Annotated in this window: 15 protein-coding genes; 12 read left to right on the top strand and 3 right to left on the bottom strand. The window is 57.3% G+C overall.

Features of this window, described 5'->3' with window-relative positions:
- Positions 1 to 108: 108 nt before the first annotated feature.
- Complete coding sequence (locus K5Y30_RS15795; protein ID WP_222212070.1) at positions 109 to 2,673, top strand: diguanylate cyclase; 2,565 nt, start codon at positions 109 to 111, stop codon at positions 2,671 to 2,673.
- Positions 2,674 to 2,750: 77 nt separating this feature from the next.
- Positions 2,751 to 4,103, top strand: coding sequence for a molecular chaperone (yegD, locus tag K5Y30_RS15790; protein WP_222212068.1), 1,353 nt, complete (start codon positions 2,751 to 2,753; stop codon positions 4,101 to 4,103).
- A 72-nt stretch (positions 4,104 to 4,175) separates the two neighbouring features.
- Here the strand turns inward: yegD and K5Y30_RS15785 are convergent, their stop codons facing one another.
- Both K5Y30_RS15785 and K5Y30_RS15780 read right to left on the bottom strand, forming a co-directional pair.
- The gene (locus tag K5Y30_RS15785; RefSeq protein WP_304623902.1) at positions 4,176 to 5,456 is read right to left on the bottom strand and encodes a carbohydrate porin; all 1,281 of its coding nucleotides are present in this window, start codon (positions 5,454 to 5,456) and stop codon (positions 4,176 to 4,178) included.
- A 272-nt stretch (positions 5,457 to 5,728) separates the two neighbouring features.
- Positions 5,729 to 6,691: an aldo/keto reductase gene (locus tag K5Y30_RS15780; protein ID WP_137386126.1), complete on the bottom strand. Its 963-nt coding sequence runs from the start codon at positions 6,689 to 6,691 to the stop codon at positions 5,729 to 5,731.
- Positions 6,692 to 6,931: 240 nt separating this feature from the next.
- On the opposite strand from K5Y30_RS15780, the gene K5Y30_RS15775 reads away from it, so the two are divergent.
- The 10 genes from K5Y30_RS15775 to yegS all read left to right on the top strand — a co-directional run bounded on the left by K5Y30_RS15775 (position 6,932) and on the right by yegS (position 21,211).
- Positions 6,932 to 8,152 (top strand): MdtA/MuxA family multidrug efflux RND transporter periplasmic adaptor subunit, encoded by a 1,221-nt coding sequence (locus K5Y30_RS15775; protein WP_222212064.1) that lies wholly within the window; start codon positions 6,932 to 6,934, stop codon positions 8,150 to 8,152.
- The gene (locus tag K5Y30_RS15770; RefSeq protein ID WP_222212062.1) at positions 8,152 to 11,274 is read left to right on the top strand and encodes an MdtB/MuxB family multidrug efflux RND transporter permease subunit; all 3,123 of its coding nucleotides are present in this window, start codon (positions 8,152 to 8,154) and stop codon (positions 11,272 to 11,274) included. Before K5Y30_RS15775 ends, K5Y30_RS15770 begins: the two co-directional genes overlap by 1 nt.
- Positions 11,271 to 14,342 (top strand): multidrug efflux RND transporter permease subunit MdtC, encoded by a 3,072-nt coding sequence (gene mdtC / locus K5Y30_RS15765; RefSeq protein WP_222212060.1) that lies wholly within the window; start codon positions 11,271 to 11,273, stop codon positions 14,340 to 14,342. The genes K5Y30_RS15770 and mdtC overlap by 4 nt, the downstream gene beginning before the upstream one ends.
- Before the next feature lie 71 nt (positions 14,343 to 14,413).
- On the top strand, positions 14,414 to 14,647 hold the full coding sequence (gene vapB, locus K5Y30_RS15760; RefSeq protein WP_101763423.1) for a type II toxin-antitoxin system VapB family antitoxin: 234 nt from the start codon (positions 14,414 to 14,416) through the stop codon (positions 14,645 to 14,647).
- Positions 14,647 to 15,045, top strand: a complete 399-nt coding sequence (locus tag K5Y30_RS15755) for a type II toxin-antitoxin system VapC family toxin (RefSeq protein ID WP_061717750.1) — start codon at positions 14,647 to 14,649, stop codon at positions 15,043 to 15,045. The genes vapB and K5Y30_RS15755 overlap by 1 nt, the downstream gene beginning before the upstream one ends.
- Before the next feature lie 16 nt (positions 15,046 to 15,061).
- On the top strand, positions 15,062 to 16,468 hold the full coding sequence (mdtD, locus tag K5Y30_RS15750) for a multidrug transporter subunit MdtD (RefSeq protein WP_222212058.1): 1,407 nt from the start codon (positions 15,062 to 15,064) through the stop codon (positions 16,466 to 16,468).
- Entirely contained in the window at positions 16,465 to 17,850 is a 1,386-nt protein-coding gene (baeS, locus tag K5Y30_RS15745; protein WP_222184746.1) for a two-component system sensor histidine kinase BaeS, read from the top strand. Before mdtD ends, baeS begins: the two co-directional genes overlap by 4 nt.
- A gap of 9 nt (positions 17,851 to 17,859) precedes the next feature.
- On the top strand, positions 17,860 to 18,567 hold the full coding sequence (gene baeR / locus K5Y30_RS15740) for a two-component system response regulator BaeR (protein WP_222212056.1): 708 nt from the start codon (positions 17,860 to 17,862) through the stop codon (positions 18,565 to 18,567).
- Between the two features lie 145 nt (positions 18,568 to 18,712).
- On the top strand, positions 18,713 to 20,080 hold the full coding sequence (gene yegQ / locus K5Y30_RS15735; protein ID WP_101763345.1) for a tRNA 5-hydroxyuridine modification protein YegQ: 1,368 nt from the start codon (positions 18,713 to 18,715) through the stop codon (positions 20,078 to 20,080).
- Positions 20,081 to 20,311: 231 nt separating this feature from the next.
- Entirely contained in the window at positions 20,312 to 21,211 is a 900-nt protein-coding gene (gene yegS / locus K5Y30_RS15730) for a lipid kinase YegS (RefSeq protein WP_110866633.1), read from the top strand.
- A gap of 40 nt (positions 21,212 to 21,251) precedes the next feature.
- Here yegS and K5Y30_RS15725 read toward each other — a convergent pair whose 3' ends face one another.
- Positions 21,252 to 22,373, bottom strand: coding sequence for a Gfo/Idh/MocA family protein (locus tag K5Y30_RS15725; protein WP_217548664.1), 1,122 nt, complete (start codon positions 22,371 to 22,373; stop codon positions 21,252 to 21,254).
- Between the last annotated feature and the right edge of the window lie 282 nt (positions 22,374 to 22,655).

The following is a 22,655-nucleotide window of genomic DNA, read 5'->3' as shown; positions in this document are numbered from 1 at the left end:
AAAGTCGAATTCCCCGCAGACATCTCAAACAGATGTGCTAGCATGCAAAATAGTGATTGATTGGCGCATTTTCCATCGTGAATCAGGTGCGCGCAGCTGGATTCTTGCATGACCCTCGAGATACTAACTTCACAGGAAAGACCACAGCGAACCTGGCTCAATGCCTTGCTCATTGGCGGGCTCACTTTTCTACTGACGCTATTTTGCCTGGAACTGATTGTTGTCAGTGGTCGTATTTCTCCGCTTTGGTACTCCACCGCGCTGATGACGGTGATCGTGTTTCGCGCCCACTCCAAACACGTTCCCTTGCTGCTGCTTGCCTGCGTATTGGGTACCGCGCTGGCTAATCTGATCATTATTGGTCCCGCGCTCAGCAACATTAAGTTCGCCATCTTAAATATGGTGCAGGCGATTCTGGGCGGCGTGATGCTGCGCGCGTTGCTTGATCGCCGCGCACCGCTCAGTTCGTTGCTCGACTGGGTACGCTTTGCCCTGTGCGCCGGCCTGATTGCGCCGCTGTTAGGTGGCGTCGTGGCGTTGTGGATGCTGCATGTTGGCAGCAACGCGTCACTGCCCTTCTTCTCAACGTGGGTGATTTCTGAAGTGATCGGCGTGCTGGCGTTTGGTCCGGTGTTATTGCTGTGGCCGAATAAACCGCTACGCCAGATTTTGACGCCAGGCCGTCAGCTGGAAACCTGCCTGACGCTGCTCGGCACCCTGCTCGCCAGCTATTTATCGCTGCGTTTTCTGCCGTGGCCCTTCACCTTTATCGTGGTGATTCTTTTCTGGTGCTCGGTGCGGCTGCCGAAATTCGAAGCGTTCCTGCTGTTCTTCCTCAACGCCAGTTTCATCTCGATTCTGCTGGCCTTTAACTGGGTCAACCTGGCGCACAACGGCATGCTGCTCGGCCAGGTCAGCACCTGGCTGCCATTTCTGTTGGTGCTGCTGCCGAGCCACGTGATGGCGCTGGTGATGGATGCCTTCCAGCGTGAAAAGCATCACATCAGCGAGAGTGAAACCCGCTTCCGTAACGCTATGGAGTACTCCGCGATAGGCATGGCGCTGGTTTCGCCAAATGGCGGCTGGCAGCAGGTGAATCAGTCGCTGTGCCAGACGCTGGGGTTCCCGGCCGATGAGCTGAAAAAACTGACCTTCCAGCAAATCACCCATCCCGACGATCTCAACAGTGATTTACAGCAGCTGGAGCGATTGGTGGCGGGTGAAATCATGACCTACACCATGGAGAAGCGCTATTTCCGCAAGGATGGCGAAATCGTCTGGGCGCGCCTGACGGTATCGATGGTGCGCGACGCCGCGCAACAGCCGCACTACTTCATCGCGCAGATTATCGATATCTCCGAACTGAAGCAGAGCGAGCAGGTTAATCGCCGCTTAATGGAGCGCATCACGCTGGCCAACGAAGCCGGTGGCATCGGCGTGTGGGAGTGGAATCTGTTGACCGGTGAGATGTTGTGGGACAAGCGCATGTACGAGCTATTTGGCTTAAGTCCGCATCAGACGCCCACCTACGATCTGTGGGTGCATCTGCTCGATCCGGCCGAGCGGGAAACCGCCGCGTTGGTGGTTCAGCAGGCCATCGAACGCCGCAGCGCTTTCCAGCTGGAATACCGCATTAATTTACCAGAAGGCCCGCGCTACGTGCGCTCTGAGGCCAACCGCATTCTGAGTCAGGATGGGCAGATCGAACGCATGCTCGGCATCTGTCAGGACATCACGCCGCTGCGCGCGCTGAATGAAGCGCTGTTCCAGGAAAAAGAGCGTATGGCGATTACCCTCGACTCCATCGGCGAAGCGGTGATCAGCACCGATGATGAAATGCGCGTCACCTTCATGAATCCGGTAGCTGAAACGCTGAGCGGCTGGCCACAGGAAAAAGCCGCAGGCGTACCCATTACCGAACTGCTTAACATCACGCGCGGCGCGAGCGGCCCGCGCGTCGATAATTTGCTGTTGTGCCAGCTGCCGGACGAAAAAATCTCTCCCGAACTCGATGAAGAGCTGGTGCTGCATACACCAGACGGCACGCGCGTGGAGATCCACTACAGCATCACGCCGCTGAAAACCCTGACCGGCGCCAGCATCGGCGCAGTGATGGTTATTCAGGACGTCAGTGAATCGCGCAAGGTGATGAAGCGCCTGAGCTACAGCGCTTCACACGATATGCTGACGCGCCTGCCAAATCGCCACAGCTTCGAGCAGCGTTTGAAGCAGTTGGTGAACGATGCGGCGAACAACCATACTCACCACGTATTGGTGTTTATCGATCTGGACAAATTCAAAGCGGTGAACGATACCGCCGGACACGCCGCCGGTGATGCGCTGCTGCGCGAACTGGCAGAGCTGATGCCGCATCATCTGCGCAGTAGCGATATGCTGGCGCGTTTAGGCGGCGACGAATTTGGCGTGCTAATGCCGAATTGCGAAGTGGATCAGGTGCGCGACGTGGTGCAGCGTATCGTCAGTGCCGTGAGCGAATATCGCTTTATGTGGCAGGATCAGCCTTATCACGTCGGCGCGAGTGCCGGCATCACGCAAATAGATCAACGTAACTGCATCAGCAATGTGGTGATGTCACAGGCCGATGTCGCCTGTTACAGCGCAAAACACGCGGGCCGTGGTCAGTATCACGTTTATCAGGAAGTGCAGATGTAATCTGCCACGTCTGCCCATTGCCAGCCCGCGCTGGCTGCGCTAAAGTCGCCCCCTTTTTTCCGGCATGGGGGATAAATATGTTTATCGGATTCGATTACGGCACAGCAAACTGCTCAATTGCGGTCAGCGATAATGGCACGCCGCGCCTGCTGACACTGGAGAATGGTCAGCGCCTGCTTCCCTCCATGATTTGTGCGCCAACGCGCGAAGCGATCAGCGAATGGCTGCATCGCCATCATCAGGTGCCAACGCCCGACAGCGAAGGCACCGCGTTATTGCAGCGTGCGCTGCGCTATAACCGCGAAGAAGATATCGACGTCACGCCGGGCAGCGTGCAGTTCGGTTTGACCGCGCTGCAGCAATATATGGTCGATCCCGAAGAAGTGTGGTTCGTGAAGTCACCGAAATCCTTCCTCGGCGCTAACGGCCTGAAACCGCAGCAGATCGCCTTCTTTGAAGATCTGGTGTGCGCGATGATGCTGCACATTCGTCAGCAAGGCGAAACCCAGCTCGATCGCCCGATTGAGCAAGCGGTGATTGGTCGCCCAATTAACTTCCAGGGTTTAGGTGGCGAAGAGGCTAACCAGCAGGCACAAGGCATTCTGCTGCGTGCGGCACAGCGCGCCGGTTTTCGTGATGTCGAGTTCCAATTTGAGCCGGTGGCGGCGGGCCTCGATTTCGAAGCCACGCTGCAGAAAGAGACGCGCGTATTAGTCGTCGATATCGGCGGCGGCACCACCGACTGCTCGATGCTGCTGATGGGGCCGGAATGGCGTCATAAAACCGATCGCCGTGAAAGTTTACTTGGCCACAGCGGATGCCGCGTGGGCGGAAACGATCTCGACATTATGCTGGCGTTTAAAACCCTGATGCCGCTGCTGGGGCTCGGTGGCAATACGCAGAAAGGCACCGCGCTGCCCGCACTGCCGTGGTGGAATGCGGTGGCTATCAACGACGTTCCGGCACAAAGCGACTTCTATTCCGCGGCCAGCGGCAAACTGCTGCGCGATTTGATTCGCGATGCTGAACACAGCGACAAAGTGGCGCACCTGCTGAAAGTGTGGCAGCAGAAGCTGAGCTATCGTCTGGTGCGTGCGGCGGAAGAGAGCAAGATTGCGCTGTCGGATGTGAAAGAGACCGATGCCTCACTGGCGTTTATCGCCGCACAATTGCAGGCGCAAATCAGCGCTGCGCAGCTCGAAGAGGCGATCAACCAACCGCTGGAACGCATTCTGGAGCAAGTGCATCTGGCGCTCGCCACCTGCGAAACCAAGCCGGAAGTGATTTATCTCACCGGCGGTAGCGCACGTTCTCCGGTGTTGCGCGCGGCGCTACAACAGGCGCTGCCCGATACGCCTATCGCCAGCGGCGATGACTTCGCCTCGGTGACCGCCGGCCTCGCCCGCTGGGCCGAAGTGATGTTCAGATAAAAGTCAGGGCGGCCTCATTGCCGCCCTGCTTTACTTTGTAGGGTCGCCATTCATGGCGACCAGTCTCACACATTAGAAGTTCACGTTCGCACTGATCCCACCCACAAACGCATCTTTCACTTCACTTACCGCCCCCGGCGCCACCACATATTGCAGGTTCGGACGCAATTGCAGCCATTTGGTCAGCTGCGCGTTGTAGTAGATTTCATAGTTGTACTCTGAGCCATCCTGAATCGGCAGGTAGGTTGGGCTATTGAAGTCGGTCTCACCGTTCGCGTTGTTCTGCTCACGCTGCGAACGCGTGTAGGTGCTGTTAACGTGAATACGTGCCGCACCCACACCAATCTCATCCTGCGGACGCGCATCAAACGGCCCTTTCCAGGTGAAGCTAATCGACTGATAATTATCCGTTTTCGAGGTTTTGTGGTCGTTCATCACCGCTTGAACGGTGACGCCCAAACCACGGCTGGCATCGCCGCCCTGCGCGGTCAGCTGCTGTTGCAACAGCACGTAGCCGCCGTAAGCGTGATCCTGGCTTTGATAGGCTCCATCGCGCCAGCTGCCGTAGTTGTCGCCGTTAGCTGAAGAGTAGTAATAGCCGATGCGGTAATTACCCGGCAGCTTGTCTGCGCCTAACGTCGGTTTCCAGCCCAACTCTACCGGCACCAGATTGCCTTCGGAGTTGCTGGTATCAAAACGGAAGCCGTCGCCGCGATCGTAGTTGGCGCGGTTCTGGTTATAGAAGCCCACCTGGAAGAACACTTCAGGCGTGATATTCACTTTCACGCGGCCGCCCCATTGGGACACCGGCCAGTTGAACCAGCGATCGCCACGCCAGTTACCGGCCTGGCCGCTACCGAACGCCAGGTTCTGGAACTTACTGTCAAAGTTATCGAAATCTTCACCGACGGTAACGCGACCGGCTTTCAGGTTCACGGTGTTATCGAACAGACCTTTGCTTAACCAGAACTGGGTTAAACGCCAGGTTTGGCCGCGTCCGTACACTTCCTGAGTTGAGGACAACATGCCGGTGCGACGATCGGCGACCTGGTCGGAAATGTTCTGACCATTACGATCGGTAATCGTCATCTGGAATTGCGCATCCTGCCAGTTGAGCAGTTTTTCCAGGTCGAAGTTAGCGCCAAACGCCCACTGATCGCTGTAGCGCATTGAGGTGTTGGTATCGGCGCCGCCCGCCAGATTGGAGCCGCTTTCCATGGTGTAGTTAACGTCGAATTTTATGCCGTCATTTTCCAGCTGCGTTCGGTAACCGCCCCAATCACCAAACATATAGGGAGAGTCGTAACTGAAAGCATCAGCGGCCAGCGCAGATGCACTCAGCATCGCAAACATCAGAGTTCCCGCTGCTAGGCGGGGTAAATGCTGCACTGCTTCTTTTCTGTTCATGATGGTTATTCTTATATGAAGTTACTGAAATGGATCGAACAGAGGATAGTGCTGAGGATTTGTCAGTTTTTGCAAATATGTGCGCAGTTTACCGCAGGATGATAGTGCGTTAACGCAATTGTGACGTCTGTCGATGATTGAAAATCTTTTATGGGAAATGGCATTTTTTGTGAGGCAGAGCTGGAAAATAGCGGGACGCCGCAGCGTCCCTGAAAACCTTACAGTTTGCTGGCGCTCGCCAGCTCTTCGATCTCTTGCTTGCTGAGCTCGAGCTGGGTGGCTTTCACCAACTCATCCAACTGCTCCAGCGACGTGGCGCTGACAATCGGGGCGGTAATGCTCGGACGGGCAATCTGCCACGCCAGCGCCACCTGTGTTGCCGACACATCGTGCGAGGCGGCAACATCTTCCAGCGCTTCAACAATGCGCTTGCCGCGTTCATTCAGGTACTTGTCGACGATGCCCTGCCCGCGCTGACTTTTGCTGGCATCCTCTGGCTTTTTGTACTTACCGCTGAGGAAGCCGCTGGCCAGCGAATAGTAGTTGATCACGCCGAGGCCATTTTTCACAGCAACCTGCTCCAGACCGCTTTCATACTCCTGGCGATCGTAGAGATTGTATTCCGGCTGCAGGGTTTCATAGCGCGCCAGGCCATGTTGCTTGCTCACGTCCAGCGCTTCCTGCAGACGTTTAGCGTTGTAGTTGGACGCGCCAATGGCACGCACTTTGCCCTCTTTGATCAGCGAATCAAAGGCTTTCAGCGTGTCCAGCAGCGGCGTCGTGTCATCATCGCGGTGCGCCTGATAAAGATCGATGACGTCGGTTTGCAGGCGGCGCAGCGAATCTTCTACCGCCTGACGAATGTAAGCCGGCTTGAGGCCGGTTTTCTCCGGCGACAGCTCCATGCCGACTTTGGTGGCCAGCACGATGCTGTCGCGCTTGCCGCTTTTCTTCAGCCATTTACCGATGATGGTTTCCGATTCGCCACCTTCATTACCCGGCGCCCAGCGCGAATAAACGTCGGCGGTATCGATGAAGAACAAGCCCTTCTCCACCAGCGCATCAAGCAGGGAAAATGAGGTTTTCTCATCCACCGTCCAGCCAAACACATTGCCGCCAAAGGTGAGACGGGGAACTTCAATACCGCTGTCGCCGAGCTGGCGGAGTTTCTGTTGACTCATTTTGTTCTCCTTATTCAAACGAGACAGGTCTGTATTGAGCTTAGCAAAGGAAATTGCCGCGCTTATGCCTATTGCTGGCAGAATATTTACAGAATATGAATACTTACCTTTAATGGGGCGATATTCTTATTTCCTTCAATTTTTGCCCGGTCCGGGCGACTACAATCATTCGTTTGCGAAATGGCTATTTTTATATTTCGCATTGGGGAAAACGAAAAATGCTGGAGAGCACACGCCTTGATGAACCGTCGAATTAAAACAAGCTTACTGGCCGTAGCCGTGATTGCCGTGCTGGCGGGCGGATATTATTGGTGGCAGCATCCAGCGGAACCGAATAAACAGCCGCAGGCCGAAGGTCAGCAGCAGCGTGGTCGCGGCGCAGGTGGCAAACGCCCCTTAGCGCCAGTGCAAGCCGCCGCTGCCACCACCCAAAGCGTGCCGTATTTCCTCAGTGGCCTTGGCACCGTGACCGCCGCCAACACCGTTACGGTGCGCAGCCGCGTTGACGGCCAATTGATGGCGCTGCACTTCCAGGAAGGAGAGCAAGTGACCGCTGGCGCGCTGCTGGCGGAAATCGATCCGCGCCCTTATCAGGTGGCATTAACTCAGGCGCAGGGCCAACTGGCAAAAGACCAGGCTACGCTCGCCAACGCGCGCCGCGATCTCAGTCGCTATGAAAAACTGGCGAAAACCTCGCTGGTATCGCAGCAGGAACTCGATACGCAACGTTCGCTGGTGAGCGAAACGCTCGGCACCCTTAAAGCTGATGAAGGCAACGTCGCCAGCGCCCAGCTTAATCTCACCTACAGCCGCATTACTGCGCCGATTGGTGGACGCGTCGGCTTGAAGCAGGTGGATGTCGGCAACTACATCACCTCCGGCGATACCACCGGATTGGTGGTGATCACCGAAACGCACCCCATTGACGTGGTGTTCAGCGTAGCCGAGAACAACATCAGCCAAATCCTCAAAGCGCAGAAAAGCGGACAGCCGCTGATTGTCGAAGCCTGGGATCGCAGCAACAAAACGCTGCTGACCAGCGGCACGCTGTTGAGCCTCGATAACCAGATTGATGCCACCACCGGCACCATCAAACTCAAAGCACGCTTCAGCAACGAAGATGACACGCTGTTCCCGAATCAGTTTGTCAATGCGCGTCTGAAAGTGGACACCTTGCAGGATGCGGTGGTGATCCCCACCGCCGCGTTGCAGATGAGCAATGACGGTCACTTTGTCTGGGTGGTCAACAGTGATAACAAAGTGAGCAAAAAACGCGTCACCGCTGGGTTACAGGATAGCCAGAAAGTGGTGATCAGTGCGGGCCTCGAAGCAGGCGAACGCGTGGTGACCGACGGGCTCGATCGCCTGACGGAAGGTGCCACCGTTGAAGTGGTGGCACCGCAAAGCGCCGCGACCCACAGCACGCGCGCTGCGCAGCCCGCACGCGGAGAGCGTCAATAATGCAGGTGATGCCTCCTGACAGCAGCGGTGGACCTTCGCGCCTGTTTATTCTGCGCCCGGTCGCCACCACGCTACTGATGATCGCCATTCTGTTAGCCGGCGTGCTCGGCTACCGTTTTCTGCCGGTCTCCGCGTTACCTGAAGTCGATTATCCGACCATTCAGGTGGTTACGCTCTATCCCGGCGCTTCTCCCGATGTGGTGACCTCTTCCATTACCGCGCCGCTGGAACGCCAGTTTGGCCAGATGTCCGGCCTGAAGCAGATGGCGTCGCAGAGTTCGGGCGGCGCGTCGGTTGTCACATTGCAGTTTCAGCTGACGCTGCCACTGGATGTTGCCGAGCAGGAAGTACAGGCAGCGATCAACTCCGCCACCAATCTGCTGCCGAGCGATCTGCCAAATCCACCGGTCTACAGCAAAGTAAATCCGGCCGACCCGCCGATCATGACGCTCGCCGTCACCACCACCAGCATGCCGCTCACACAGGTGCAGGATATGGTGGAAACGCGCGTGGCGCAGAAGATTTCTCAGGTTTCGGGCGTAGGTTTAGTCACGCTGTCGGGCGGGCAACGTCCCGCGGTCCGCGTGAAGATGAACACCCAAGCGCTGGCCGCGCTCGGCCTGACCAGCGAATCGGTGCGCACCGCCATTACTAACGCTAACGTCAATTCGGCGAAAGGCAGCCTCGACGGCCCAACGCGCTCAATTACCCTGTCGGCTAACGATCAGATGACCTCGGCGGAAGACTATCGCAAGCTGATCATCAGCTATAACAACGGCGCGCCGGTGCGACTGGGCGATGTGGCGACCATCGAACAAGGTGCCGAAAACAGCTGGCTGGGCGCCTGGGCGAACCGTCAGCAGGCGATTGTGCTCAACGTGCAGCGCCAGCCCGGCGCTAACATCATCGCCACCGCCGATAATATTCGCGCCATGCTGCCCGGATTAACCGCCACGCTGCCGAAATCGGTGGAGGTGAAACTGCTTACCGACCGCACCACCAACATCCGCGCTTCGGTCAGCGATACCCAGCACGAACTGATGCTGGCGATGGGTTTGGTGGTGATGATCATCTACCTGTTCCTGCGTAACGTTCCGGCGACCCTCATTCCCGCCGTCGCCGTGCCGCTGTCGCTGGTCGGCACCTTTGCCGCGATGTATTTCCTGGGCTTCTCGATCAACAACCTGACGCTGATGGCGCTGACCATTGCCACCGGTTTTGTGGTTGATGACGCCATCGTGGTGATCGAGAACATCTCGCGCTATATCGAAAAAGGCGAAAAGCCGATGACGGCGGCGCTGAAAGGCGCAGGCGAGATTGGCTTCACCATTATCTCCCTCACCTTCTCGCTGATTGCGGTGCTCATTCCACTGCTGTTTATGGGCGATGTGATTGGCCGCTTGTTCCGCGAATTCGCCGTGACGCTGGCGGTGGCGATTTTGATTTCCGCCGTGGTGTCGCTGACGCTGACGCCGATGATGTGCGCCCGCATGTTAAGCGCCGAATCGCTGCGCAAGCAGAATCGCTTCTCGCGGGCCAGCGAAGCGATGTTTGACCGCATTATTGCTACTTACGGGCGTGGCTTAACGCGCGTGCTGCTGCATCCGTGGATCACCTTGTCGGTAGCGCTCGGCACCTTGCTGATCACCGTGTTGCTGTGGATCGTAATCCCCAAAGGCTTCTTCCCGCAGCAGGATAACAGCATTATTCAGGGCACCTTGCAGGCGCCGCAGTCGGTCTCTTACGCCAACATGGCAGAGCGCACGCGCGATGTCGCCTCGATCATCATGAAAGATCCGGCGGTACAGAGCATGACCTCGTTTGTCGGCGTCGATGGCACCAACGCCGCGCTCAACAGCGCGCGCCTGCAAATCAACCTGAAGCCGCTGAATGAACGTGACGATCGCATTCCGGCCGTGCAGCAGCGCCTGCAACAGGCGTTAGCCAAAGTGCCAGGCATTTCGCTGTGGCTGCAGCCGGTGCAGGATTTAACCATTGATACCCAGGCAAGCCGCACGCCGTACCAGTTCACGCTGCAATCCGGTTCGCTAGAGTCGCTGAGTTTGTGGGTGCCGAAACTGCTGGAGCAACTCAACACGCTGCCACAACTGCGTGACGTCAGCAGCGACTGGCAGGATCAAGGTCTGGAAGCTTTTGTACGTGTCGATCGTGACAGCGCCAGCCGCCTCGGCATCAGCATGGCCGACGTGGATAACGCGTTGTATAACGCCTTTGGCCAGCGCCTGATCTCCACCATTTACACCCAGGCTAATCAGTATCGCGTGGTGCTGGAGCAGAACAGCGACGCCACGCCAGGACTGGCGAGCCTCGACGGCATTCGCCTGACCAGCAGCGACGGCGGCAGCGTGCCGCTTAGCGCCATCGCGCAGATTGAGCAGCGCCACGCCGCGCTCAGCATCAACCATCTCGACCAGTTCCCGTCGGCGACCTTCTCGTTTGATGTCGCGGAAGGGTATTCGTTGGGCGATGCGGTGAAGGCGGTGAGCGCAGCGGAAGATCAGGTCGGCATGCCCGCCGAAATGATGACGCAGTTCCAGGGCAGCACGCTGGCCTTTGAAGCGGCGCTGTCCAGCACCGTGTGGCTGATCGTGGCGGCGGTGGTGGCGATGTATATCGTGCTCGGCGTGCTGTATGAGAGTTTTATCCATCCAATCACCATTCTCTCGACGCTGCCCACCGCCGGTGTCGGCGCGCTGCTGGCGCTGATGCTGAGCGGTAATGAGCTGGATATCATCGCCATTATCGGCATTATTTTGCTGATCGGTATCGTGAAGAAAAACGCCATCATGATGATCGACTTCGCGCTGGCAGCGGAACGTGAGCAAGGCATGCCACCGCGCGAGGCGATTTATCAGGCGTGCTTGCTGCGTTTCCGCCCAATTCTGATGACCACATTGGCGGCGCTGCTCGGTGCACTGCCGCTGATGCTGAGCACCGGCGTTGGCGCGGAGTTGCGTCGTCCGCTGGGCATCGCCATGGTGGGCGGTTTGGTGGTGAGCCAGGTGCTGACGCTGTTCACCACGCCGGTGATCTATCTGCTGTTTGATCGCCTGTCGCACGCAACGCGCCGTCGCTTTAAGCGCCCGGAGGCGCAGTCGTGAAGTTTTTCGCGCTGTTTATCCATCGTCCGGTCGCCACCACCTTGCTGACGCTGGCGATTGCGCTGGCCGGTATTCTCGGCTTCCGCCTGCTGCCGGTGGCGCCGCTGCCGCAGCTGGATTTCCCGGTAATTTTGATTTCGGCTTCGCTGCCCGGTGCGTCGCCGGAAACCATGGCGGCATCGGTGGCAACGCCGCTGGAGCGCTCGCTGGGGCGCATCGCGGGCGTCAGCGAAATGACCTCCACCAGCTCGCTGGGCAGCACGCGCATCATTCTGGTGTTCGATTTTGATCGCGACATCAACGGTGCGGCGCGCGACGTACAGGCCGCGATCAACGCCGCGCAAAGTCTGCTACCAACCGGCATGCCGAGCCGTCCCAGCTATCGCAAAGCCAACCCTTCCGATGCGCCGATCATGATCCTGACGCTGACCTCGGACATTTATAATCCCGGTCAGCTGTATGATTACGCCTCAACGCAACTGGCGCAGAAGCTGTCGCAGATCGAGGGCGTAGGCGATGTGACGGTCGGCGGCAGTTCGCTGCCGGCGGTGCGCGTTGAACTCAATCCGCAGGCGCTGTTCAACCAGGGCGTATCACTGGATGCGGTGCGTACCGCCATCAGCAACGCCAACCAGCGCCGTCCGCAGGGCGCGATTGACGACGTGCAGCAGCGCTGGCAGTTACGTACTAACGGAGAATTGCAAACCGCCAGCGAATATCAGCCGCTAGTGGTGCACTACAACAACGGTGCGGCGGTGCGCCTCAGCGATGTCGCTAACGTGCAGGATTCGGTGCAGGATGTACGCAACGCCGGGATGACCAACGGTAAAGCGGCGGTGCTGCTGGTAGTGCGTAAATCGCCGGAAGCCAACATCATCGATACCGTCGATCGCATTCGTGGCGAATTGCCGGAACTGCACGACGTGATCCCCGCTGCCATCGATCTGCAAATTGCGCAGGACCGCTCGCCAACGATTCGCGCCTCGCTGCATGAAGTGGAGCAGTCGCTGATCATCGCCGTCGCGCTGGTGATTCTGGTGGTGTTTGCCTTCCTGCGCGACTGGCGCGCCACGCTGATCCCCGCTGCTGCGGTGCCGGTTTCATTGATTGGCACCTTCGCCGCCATGTATCTGTGTGGCTTCAGCCTGAATAACCTTTCGCTGATGGCGTTGACCATCGCCACCGGATTTGTCGTCGATGACGCCATTGTGGTGCTGGAGAACATTGCGCGCCACGTCGAAGCGGGCATGAAGCCGCTGCAGGCGGCGCTGACCGGCGTGCGCGAGGTCGGTTTTACCGTGCTGTCGATGAGCCTGTCGCTGATTGCCGTGTTCCTGCCACTGCTGATGATTGGCGGCATTATTGGCCGCTTCTTCTCGGAGTTCGCTATTACGCTGTCGGTGGCGATTCTGATCTCGCTGTTTATCTCGGTCACGCTGACGCCGATGATGTGCGCCTATCTGCTCAAACCGCAGATCAAGCGCAGCCAGCCGCGTATTCGCGGTTTCGGCAAGCTACTGATGAAGGTGCAAAACGGCTACGCGCGCTCATTGGGCTGGGTGCTGAATCACGCCATTTGGGTGCTGATGTTGCTGCTCGGCACCGTGGCGCTCACCGTTTGGCTGTTCATCTCGATCCCGAAAACCTTTATGCCGGAGCAGGATACCGGCCGCTTACAAGGTTTTATCTCGGCGGATCAGAGCATTTCGTTCCAGGCGATGCGCGGCAAGCTACAGGATTTCATGAACATCATCAAAGCCGATCCGGCGGTGGATAACGTCACCGGCTTTACCGGCGGTTCACGTACCAACAGCGGCTCGATGTTCGTCTCGCTCAAGCCGCTCTCCGAGCGCAGTGAAAGCGCGCAGGAAGTGATCGCCCGGCTGCGTATCAAGCTGGCGAAAGAGCCCGGCGCCAATCTCTATCTCAACGCGGTGCAGGATATTCGCATTGGCGGACGTGAGTCCAACGCCAGCTATCAGTACAGTTTGCTGTCGGATAACCTGAATGATTTGCGCGAATGGGAGCCGAAAATCCGTCAGGCGTTCGCCGCCCTGCCCGAGCTGGCGGACGTCAACTCGGATCAGCAGGACAACGGCAGTGAAATGAACCTGACTTACGACCGTGAAAGCATGGCGCGGCTCGGCATTGATGTCTCTGCCGCTAACGCCCTGCTGAATAACGCCTTTGGTCAGCGCCAGATCTCCACCATTTATCAACCGCTCAACCAGTACAAAGTGGTGATGGAAGTTGATCCGCGCTATACCCAGGACATCAGTTCACTCGATCAGATGTTTGTGATCAACAGCGACGGCAAAGCAATTCCGCTGAGCTGGTTTGCCAAATGGCAACCGGCCAACGCGCCGCTGTCGGTGAACCACGAAGGCTTGTCGGCGGCGTCCACTATTTCGTTCAACCTGCCGGAAGGCGTATCGCTGTCGCAGGCGTCTGAAGCTATTGACCGCACCATTACCGCGCTTGGCGTGCCTTCCAGCGTGCGCGGCAGCTTTGCCGGCACCGCGCAGGTGTTTCAGCAGTCGCAATCCAATCAACTCTACCTGATGCTGGCGGCGATTGCGGCGGTGTATATCGTGCTGGGCATTCTGTATGAGAGCTATGTGCATCCGCTGACCATTCTCTCCACGCTGCCGTCGGCGGGCGTCGGCGCGCTGCTGGCGCTGGAGCTGTTCAACACGCCGTTCAGCCTGATTGCACTGATCGGCATTCTGCTGCTGATCGGTATCGTGAAGAAAAACGCCATCATGATGGTCGACTTCGCGCTGGATGCCGAGCGCAACGGCAATCTGTCGCCGCGCGACGCGATTTTCCAGGCGTGCCAGCTGCGTTTCCGCCCGATTTTGATGACCACGCTCGCCGCGCTGTTTGGCGCACTGCCGCTGGTGTTGACCAGCGGTGACGGCGCGGAGCTGCGTCAACCGCTCGGCATCACCATCGCCGGGGGTTTGGTGATGAGCCAGTTGCTGACGCTCTACACCACGCCGGTGGTCTATTTGATGATGGATAAGCTGCGGCGGCGTAAGAAAAAGGTTCAGTTAACCGCTGAATGACCTGCTACATACGCTTGCTATGTAGCATGAAGAGCGTAAACTTTAACCCGTTCATTACTGTGGAGGTTTATATGTCACAAGGTACCGTGTTCACCAGCAACAGGACACAAAACGTTCGCATTCCAGCAGACGTTCGTTTTCCTGATGATGTAAAAAACGTCACCGTCAGAGCGATTGGCAAGGAGCGCATCCTCACGCCCATAGAGAACGCCTGGGACAGTTTTTTCCTCGACGGTCCGACGGTGAGCGATGATTTTATGGATGAGCGTGCTTCGCAGGAACAATCTGAGCGGGAAGCGTTTTAATGCATCGCTACATGCTGGATACCAATATTGTTATCTACGTCATCAAGCGGCGGCCGATTGAAGTGCTCGAACGTTTCAACGCCAATGTCGGCCGGATGGTTATCTCGACGATCACCCTGGCGGAGCTGTTTCACGGCTCAGAAAAGAGCGCCTTTCCTGAGCGGAACCTACGTACCGTTGAAGATTTTGTCTCACGCCTTGATGTGCTGAATTACGATGCCAAAGCCGCTTTCCACTATGGCGCTATCCGCGCAGAGCTTGAGAAAAATGGCACGCCTATCGGCCTGAACGATCTTCACATCGCCGCTCATGCACGCAGTGCCGCCCTGACGTTGGTATCGAACAATTTGCGTGAATTTTCACGCGTGAATGGGCTGATCTGCGAAAACTGGATCTGACATAACGGGTACCTGCATGTCACCTCAAAACGCCACCGTGCGCTGGCAGCTGTGGATCGTCGCGTTTGGCTTCTTTATGCAGGCGCTGGATACCACCATCGTCAATACCGCGATCCCGTCAATGGCGCGCGATCTCAACGTCAGCCCGCTGAATATGCACTCGGTGATCGTCTCTTATGTGCTGACCGTGGCGATTACGTTGCCGATCAGCGGCTGGCTGGCGGACCGTTTTGGCGTGCGCAATATCTTCTTCTGCGCCATTGTGCTATTCAGCATCGGCTCGCTACTGTGCGCCTTCTCCGCCACGCTCGATGAGCTGATTATGGCGCGCGTGGTGCAAGGCATTGGTGGCGCGATGATGGTGCCGGTTGGCCGCTTAACGGTGATGAAAATTGTGCCGCGCGAGCAATATATGTCGGCAATGACCTTCGTCACCACGCCGGGACAAATTGGTCCGCTGCTCGGCCCGGCGCTGGGCGGGATTCTGGTGCAGTACGCCAGCTGGCACTGGATTTTCCTGATCAACATTCCGGTTGGCATCATTGGTGCGATTGCCACGCTCACGCTGATGCCGAATTACACCATGCAGACGCGGCGCTTCGATTTCCTCGGCTTTGTGCTGCTGGCCGTCGGCATGGCGACCTTAACGCTGGCGCTGGATGGCCAGCGCAGCTCCGGCGGATCTCCGCTGTTGCTCGGCTTACTGATTCTGGTTGGGATGTTTTCGCTGCTGTTTTACCTGATGCACGGCCGCAACAACGATAACGCGCTGTTCAGCCTGAAACTGTTTGATAACCGCATCTATTCGATTGGCCTGATCGGCAGTTTTACCGGCCGCATCGGTAGCGGCATGCTGCCGTTTATGACGCCCATTTTCCTGCAGGTCGGCCTCGGCTACAGCCCGTTCCACGCCGGATTGATGATGATTCCAATGGTGCTCGGCAACATGGGCACCAAACGCGTGGTGGTGCGTATCGTCAACCTGTTCGGCTATCGCAATGCGCTGGTCGGCGCGACCCTGGCGCTGGCATCGGTGGTGCTGCTGTTCCCGCTGGTGGCGCTGCTGGGCTGGATTTGGCTGCTGCCGGTGGTGTTATTGCTGCAAGGGATGGTGAACGCCATCCGCTTCTCTTCGATGAACACGCTGACGCTCAAAGAGCTGCCGGACGATCTGGCTTCCAGCGGCAACTCGTTGTTGTCGATGATCATGCAGCTGTCGATGAGTATTGGCGTCACCGTGGCCGGTTTGCTACTGGGCGCATTTGGCCACGGCGTGGTGACCGCCAGCGCGGCGGCGCATCAAACCTTCATTTACACCTATCTGTGCATGGCGCTGGTGATTGCGCTGCCGGCGCTGGTGTTCTGGCGCGTACCGAAGAATGTCAGTAAAAACGTTGACCTTAGAGGCAGGAGCAAAGGATGAAGCGTCCGGTAAAATGGGGCATTGGCGCCAAGCTGTTTGCGGCGATTTTTTCCACCTGCATGCTGGTGATCATTACCATGCATTGGGGCGTGCGGCTCAGCTTTGAGCACGGCTTTGTCGATTACATCAAAAAGGGCAATGAGCAGCGCTTAACCCTGCTGAGCGATGCGCTGGCCGATCAGTATGAACAGCACGGTAGCTGGGATTTTCTGCGCAGCAATGACAAGCTGATTTTTTCTATTTTGCGCTCGCTGGAGCAGAATCCGGGCAGCGTTAATCAGTTACCGCCGCACGGCTGGCGCACACAATTCTGGATTATCGATCAGCAATACAAAGTGCTGTCAGGGCCGCGTCAGCCGGTGCCGCCGGAAGGTACCAGGCGCAATATCACCACCAGCAACGGCAAGATTGTTGGCTGGGTGATTGCCTCACCGGCTGAACGTCTGACGCGCAGCACCGACATCAACTTTGATCAGCAGCAGCGACGCACCAGCTGGATGATTGTGGCGCTGACGGGGTTACTCGCCGCGCTGGTCACCTGGCTGCTGGCACGCGGTTTACTGGCACCGGTGAAACGGCTGGTGGATGGCACGCACCATTTGGCGGCGGGCAATTTCGCTACCCGCGTGGAAGTGGGCAGCAGCGATGAACTCGGCCAACTGGGCCGCGACTTCAACCAACTCGCCAGCTCGCTGGAGAAGAACGAAAGCAACCGCCGCGCCTTTATGGCCGACATCTCCCATGAACTGCGCACGCCGCTGGCGATTCTGCGCGGTGAGCTGGAAGCGATGCAGGATGGCGTGCGCAAGCTGACGCCGGAAGCCATCAGCTCGCTGCAGAGCGAAGTGGTGGTTCTCACCAAACTGGTTGACGATCTGCATCAGCTGTCATTGTCCGACGCGGGTGCCCTCGCCTATCGCAAGCAGCCGGTTGATCTGGTCAATCTGCTGGAAGTGGTGGCCGGCAGCTTCGGCGAACGTTATCGCAGCCGCGGCTTGGCGCTGAATCTGGCATTGCCCGCGCAGGCGGAGAGCTTTGGCGATCCCGATCGCCTGATGCAGCTGTTTACCAATTTGCTGGAAAACAGCCTGCGTTACACCGACAGCGGCGGCGCGGTGCAGCTCTCGATGCAGCTGGCGGGCGAAAACTGGCAGCTGCGCTTTGCGGATAGCGCGCCGGGCGTTGATCCGGCCCATCAGGCACAATTATTTGAACGATTTTTTCGCGCGGAAAGTTCACGCAATCGCGCCAGCGGCGGCTCTGGGCTTGGCCTGGCGATTTGTAAAAACATCGTGGAAGCGCATGACGGCAGCATCAGTGCGGATCACTCTGATTTAGGTGGACTGCAAATCACGCTAAACTTGCCGTATGTTCCTCACTAGACGCCACTTATGAGCCCGGAAAATAGCGATCCTCTGATCCTTGTAGTAGAAGATGAACCCAAACTGGCGCAGCTGATGATTGATTATCTGCAGGCGTCCAACTATCGCACGCACCACATTGCCGACGGTAACGAGGTGTTGAGCTACGTTCAGCACACGCCGCCGGATCTGATGCTGCTGGACTTGATGCTGCCCGGCCGCGACGGCTTAACGCTGTGCCGCGAAATTCGCCGCTTCTCCGAACTGCCGATTATCATGGTGACCGCGCGCACCGAAGAGATTGATCGCCTGCTGGGGCTGGAAATCGGCGCTGATGACTATATCTGCAAGCCGTTCAGCCCGCGTGAAGTGGTGGCGCGCGTCAAAACCATTTTGCGCCGCGTCAAACGTTCGCCGGAAGAGGCGCAGCAGGAATCGCCTCTGCATATCGATGAGAGCCGCTTTCAGGCCAGCTGGCGTGAACAGCAGCTGGAGCTGACACCCGCCGAATTTCGTCTGCTGAAAACGCTGGCGCTGGAGCCGGGAAAAGTGTTCTCGCGCGAGCAGTTGCTCAATCATCTCTACGACGATTACCGCGTAGTCACCGATCGTACTATCGACAGTCACATCAAAAACCTGCGCCGCAAGCTGGAAAGCCTCGATGCGGAACAGCCGTTTATCCGCGCGGTGTACGGCATGGGGTATCGCTGGGAAGCGGACGTCTGCCGCTTGCTGTAGCCTGCAACGGCTTACATTGATCCAGGTCAATTTACATCGGGTGCGGGCCTGCCTACAATTCCCCACCTTTTGCAGGGCCGTATAATGCGGCCGCTGCACCTGCCATCCACGATGGCATGCTGACCTGACATCAGTGAGAAAATCCATGTTAAAACCTGAACTGCTTTCTCCAGCGGGATCGCTGAAGAATATGCGCTATGCCTTTGCCTACGGCGCTGATGCCGTCTACGCTGGCCAACCGCGCTACAGCCTGCGCGTGCGCAACAACGAATTCACCCACGAGATTCTGGCGCAGGGCATCAATGAAGCCCATGCGCTCGGTAAGAAATTCTACGTGGTGGTCAACATCGCCCCGCACAACGCCAAACTGAAAACCTTTATCCGCGATCTGACGCCGGTCATTGCCATGCAGCCGGACGCGCTGATCATGTCCGATCCCGGCTTGATTATGCTGGTGCGTGAAGCCTTTCCGCAGATGCCGATTCATCTGTCGGTGCAGGCCAACGCGGTTAACTGGGCCACGGTGAAATTCTGGCAGCAGATGGGGCTGACGCGCGTGATTCTTTCACGCGAGCTGTCGCTGGATGAGATTGCCGAAATCCGTCAGCAAGTGCCGGAAATGGAGATTGAGATCTTCGTGCACGGCGCGCTGTGCATGGCTTACTCCGGCCGCTGCCTGCTCTCCGGCTACCTCAACAAACGCGATCCCAATCAAGGGACCTGCACCAACGCCTGCCGCTGGGAATATAAAGTGGAAGAAGGCAAGCAGGATGAGATGGGCAACATTGTCGGTTTCCATGAGCCGGTTAAGGTGCAGGAGCCGACTTTGGGCGTCGGCGCGACCACCGACCGCGTGTTCCTGCTGGAAGAGAAGATGAAACCGGGTGAGGTGATGAGCGCCTTCGAAGATGAACACGGCACTTACATCATGAACTCAAAAGATTTGCGTGCGGTGGCGCACGTTGAACGTCTTAGCCAAATGGGTGTGCACTCGCTGAAAATCGAAGGCCGCACCAAATCCTTCTACTACTGCGCGCGCACCGCGCAGGTTTATCGCCGTGCTATTGACGATGCCGCTGCGGGTAAACCCTTCGATCCGGCGCTGCTGGAGACGCTGGAAGGTTTGGCGCATCGCGGTTACACCGAAGGTTTCCTGCGTCGTCATACCCATGACAGCTATCAGAACTACCAGCAAGGTTTCTCCATCTCCGAGCGCCAGCAGTTTGTCGGCGAATTCACCGGCGAACGTCGCGGCGACTGGGCGCAGATTGCGGTAAAGAATAAGTTTATGCTCGGGGATTCTGTCGAGATCATGACGCCCGAAGGCAATCTTAATTGCACGCTGGAAACCATGCAGAACGATAAAGGATCGGCGGTGGACGTGGCGCCAGGCGATGGACACCGCGTGTGGATCCCGGTCCCGGAATCGGTCAACCTCGCCTTTGCCCTGCTGTTGCGTAACTTCACCGATGGCCACAGCACCTACGATCCACACGGAAAAAATCGCACATAAAGAAAAGAAAATGGCGAAGTTAGATTAGGATCACAGACCCTCTCTTCGCCTCGCTTTAGAATCCCGCCTGCTGCTAACGAGTAAGAATAAAAGCAGGTAGTACCAGGAACCACCTCATTCACCCGCCCGGCTCCCCCGTGCGGGTTTTCTTTTTTTCGTCGCCCGCCGATAAAGTTCTCTCCCCAGCTATGCTATAACCTGTGCTCTGTATCTCGCATCAAGGAACTGATAATGCAAAACAAACCGCTGACGCTGCTGATCCTAAACGGGAAAGGCGCAGGTAATGAAGATTTGCGCGCTGCGGTGAATACGCTGCGTGATGAAGGCTTTAATCTGGCGGTGCGCGTCACCTGGGAAAAGGGTGATGGCGATCGTTATGTACAAGAAGCGGTCGCTTTGCAGGCAGAAACCGTGGTGGCCGGCGGCGGCGATGGCACCATCAATGAGATCGCCACCGCGCTGGCGGGATTGCCCGAGCAGCAGCGTCCGGCGCTGGGCATTTTACCGCTTGGCACCGCCAATGATTTCGCCACCAGCGTCGGTATTCCGGAAGGCATGGAACCGGCTTTACGTCTCGCGCTGGTGGGAAAAGCCACGGCTATCGATTTGGCGCGCGTGAACGGCGATCGCTACTTTATCAATATGGCAACCGGCGGATTTGGCACGCGCATTACTACCGAAACCCCCGAAAAGCTGAAATCCGCGCTCGGCGGCGTGTCGTACTTTATTCATGGTTTGATGCGCGTCGATGCGCTAAAACCGGATCGCTGTGAAATCAGCGGCCCCGGCTTTAACTGGCAAGGCGATGCGCTGGTGATTGGCATTGGCAATGGACGTCAGGCTGGCGGCGGACAAAAGCTCTGCCCGGATGCGCTGATCAATGACGGACAGCTCAATCTCAGCATTGTCACCGCGCAAGAGCTGCTGCCAACGTTGCTGCATTCACTGACGCGTGATGATGAGAATCCGAATATCGTCACGGCGCAGTTGCAGTCGCTTACCATTCGTTCACCGCATGAGATGACGTTTAATCTGGATGGCGAACCGCTGACGGGAAGTGAGTTTGAGATTGAAGTGATGGCGGGCGCACTGAGCTGCCGTTTGCCGCCGCAGTGCCCGTTGTTAGCGTGATTTTTTGCGGGTCGCCAATCATGGCGACCCGCAAGCTGATTTACACCTTCATCCAGCGGCGTTCCAGCGCGGAAACCGCTACCGCTTCGAGTACTTTCTGCACCTGCAATCCTTCGGCGAAATCCGGCCACATGCGATCGCCGGCGGCAATGCCATTGATTAAATCGCGAATCTCGACGGTTTTCTGATCGTTAAAACCGATGCCGTGCCCGGCTGAAACGCAGAAGTTGGCGTAATCCGGATGCGCCGGACCGGTCAAAATGGTTTTGAATCCCTGACGCCCTGCCGGTTCATCGTGGATGTACAGTTCCAGCTCGGCCATACGTTCCTGGGTGTAACGCAGCGTGCCTTTGGTGCCAGTAACCACATAGGTCAGGCCCATTTTGCTGCCGCAGGCGATACGCGAGGTTTCAAATACACCGTGCGCACCGTTTTTAAAGCGCAGTAAGGCGCTGGCCTGATCTTCGTTTTCCACTGGCAGCAGGCGCGAAGCATCCTTTGGATCCGGACGCTCCTTAATCACCGTCATCATATCGCCGCTGACTTCTTCAATATCACCGACCAGATAGTGCGCCATATTCACAATATGCGCGGCAAGGTCGCCCAGCGCGCCTAATCCGGCCAGCGCTTTCTGGCAGTGCCAGTCGAGCGGCGTTTCCGGACGTGCCAGATAATCTTCATTGTGCGTGCCGTAGAAGTGCACCACGTCGCCGATTTCACCACGAGCGATAATCTCGCGTGCCAGCTGGCTGGTCGGATTTTTCATGTAGTTAAAGCCGACCAGCGTTTTCACGCCCGCTTGTTGTGCCGCTTGCACCATCTCTTCCGCGTCGGCCACGGATAGCGACAACGGTTTCTCGGAGTAGACGTGTTTGCCGTTGCGAATCGCTTCCAGCGCCATCTCTTTATGCAGGAAGTTCGGTGCGCAGATATCAACCACATCGATGTTCGGATCGCGCACCAGCTCATGCCAGTCGCCAGTAGAACGGGCAAAGCCAAAAGTTGCCGCCTGTTTCGCTGCCAGCTCAGGATTCACTTCCGCCAGCATCTCACGCACGATCTCGCCTTTCAGGGCAAAAACTGTAGGTGCCTGAGCGTAAGCAATCGCGTGACAACGACCGATGTAACCACTGCCAATCATTCCGATTCTGACTTTGTTCATGACTATTCCCGCATTCGCTTAAGAGTTGATCTGGAATATATGTTTCGCTTTTGGCCCCGACAACGGCGAAATGAAATATCTGTGATCATGCATGCGAGGTATCTGACAAAATCGACAAATCAGAATGTAATTTTGCATAGAGATGGTGATCATCGTCACAAAAGAGGTTGTATCAGTAGTGATTTTGCCGCGCTGAGTCCGCTCATAGCGCGCAATTGACGCTTTATTCAGCAGTCAGAACGAATTGTGAAAAAGAGTTTTGACAAGGCGAGGGCCGCTCGA

Source organism: Pantoea sp. DY-5 (assembly GCF_019795955.1).
GTDB lineage: Bacteria > Pseudomonadota > Gammaproteobacteria > Enterobacterales > Enterobacteriaceae > Pantoea > Pantoea leporis.
This window is presented reverse-complemented; position numbering and strand designations above follow the sequence as displayed.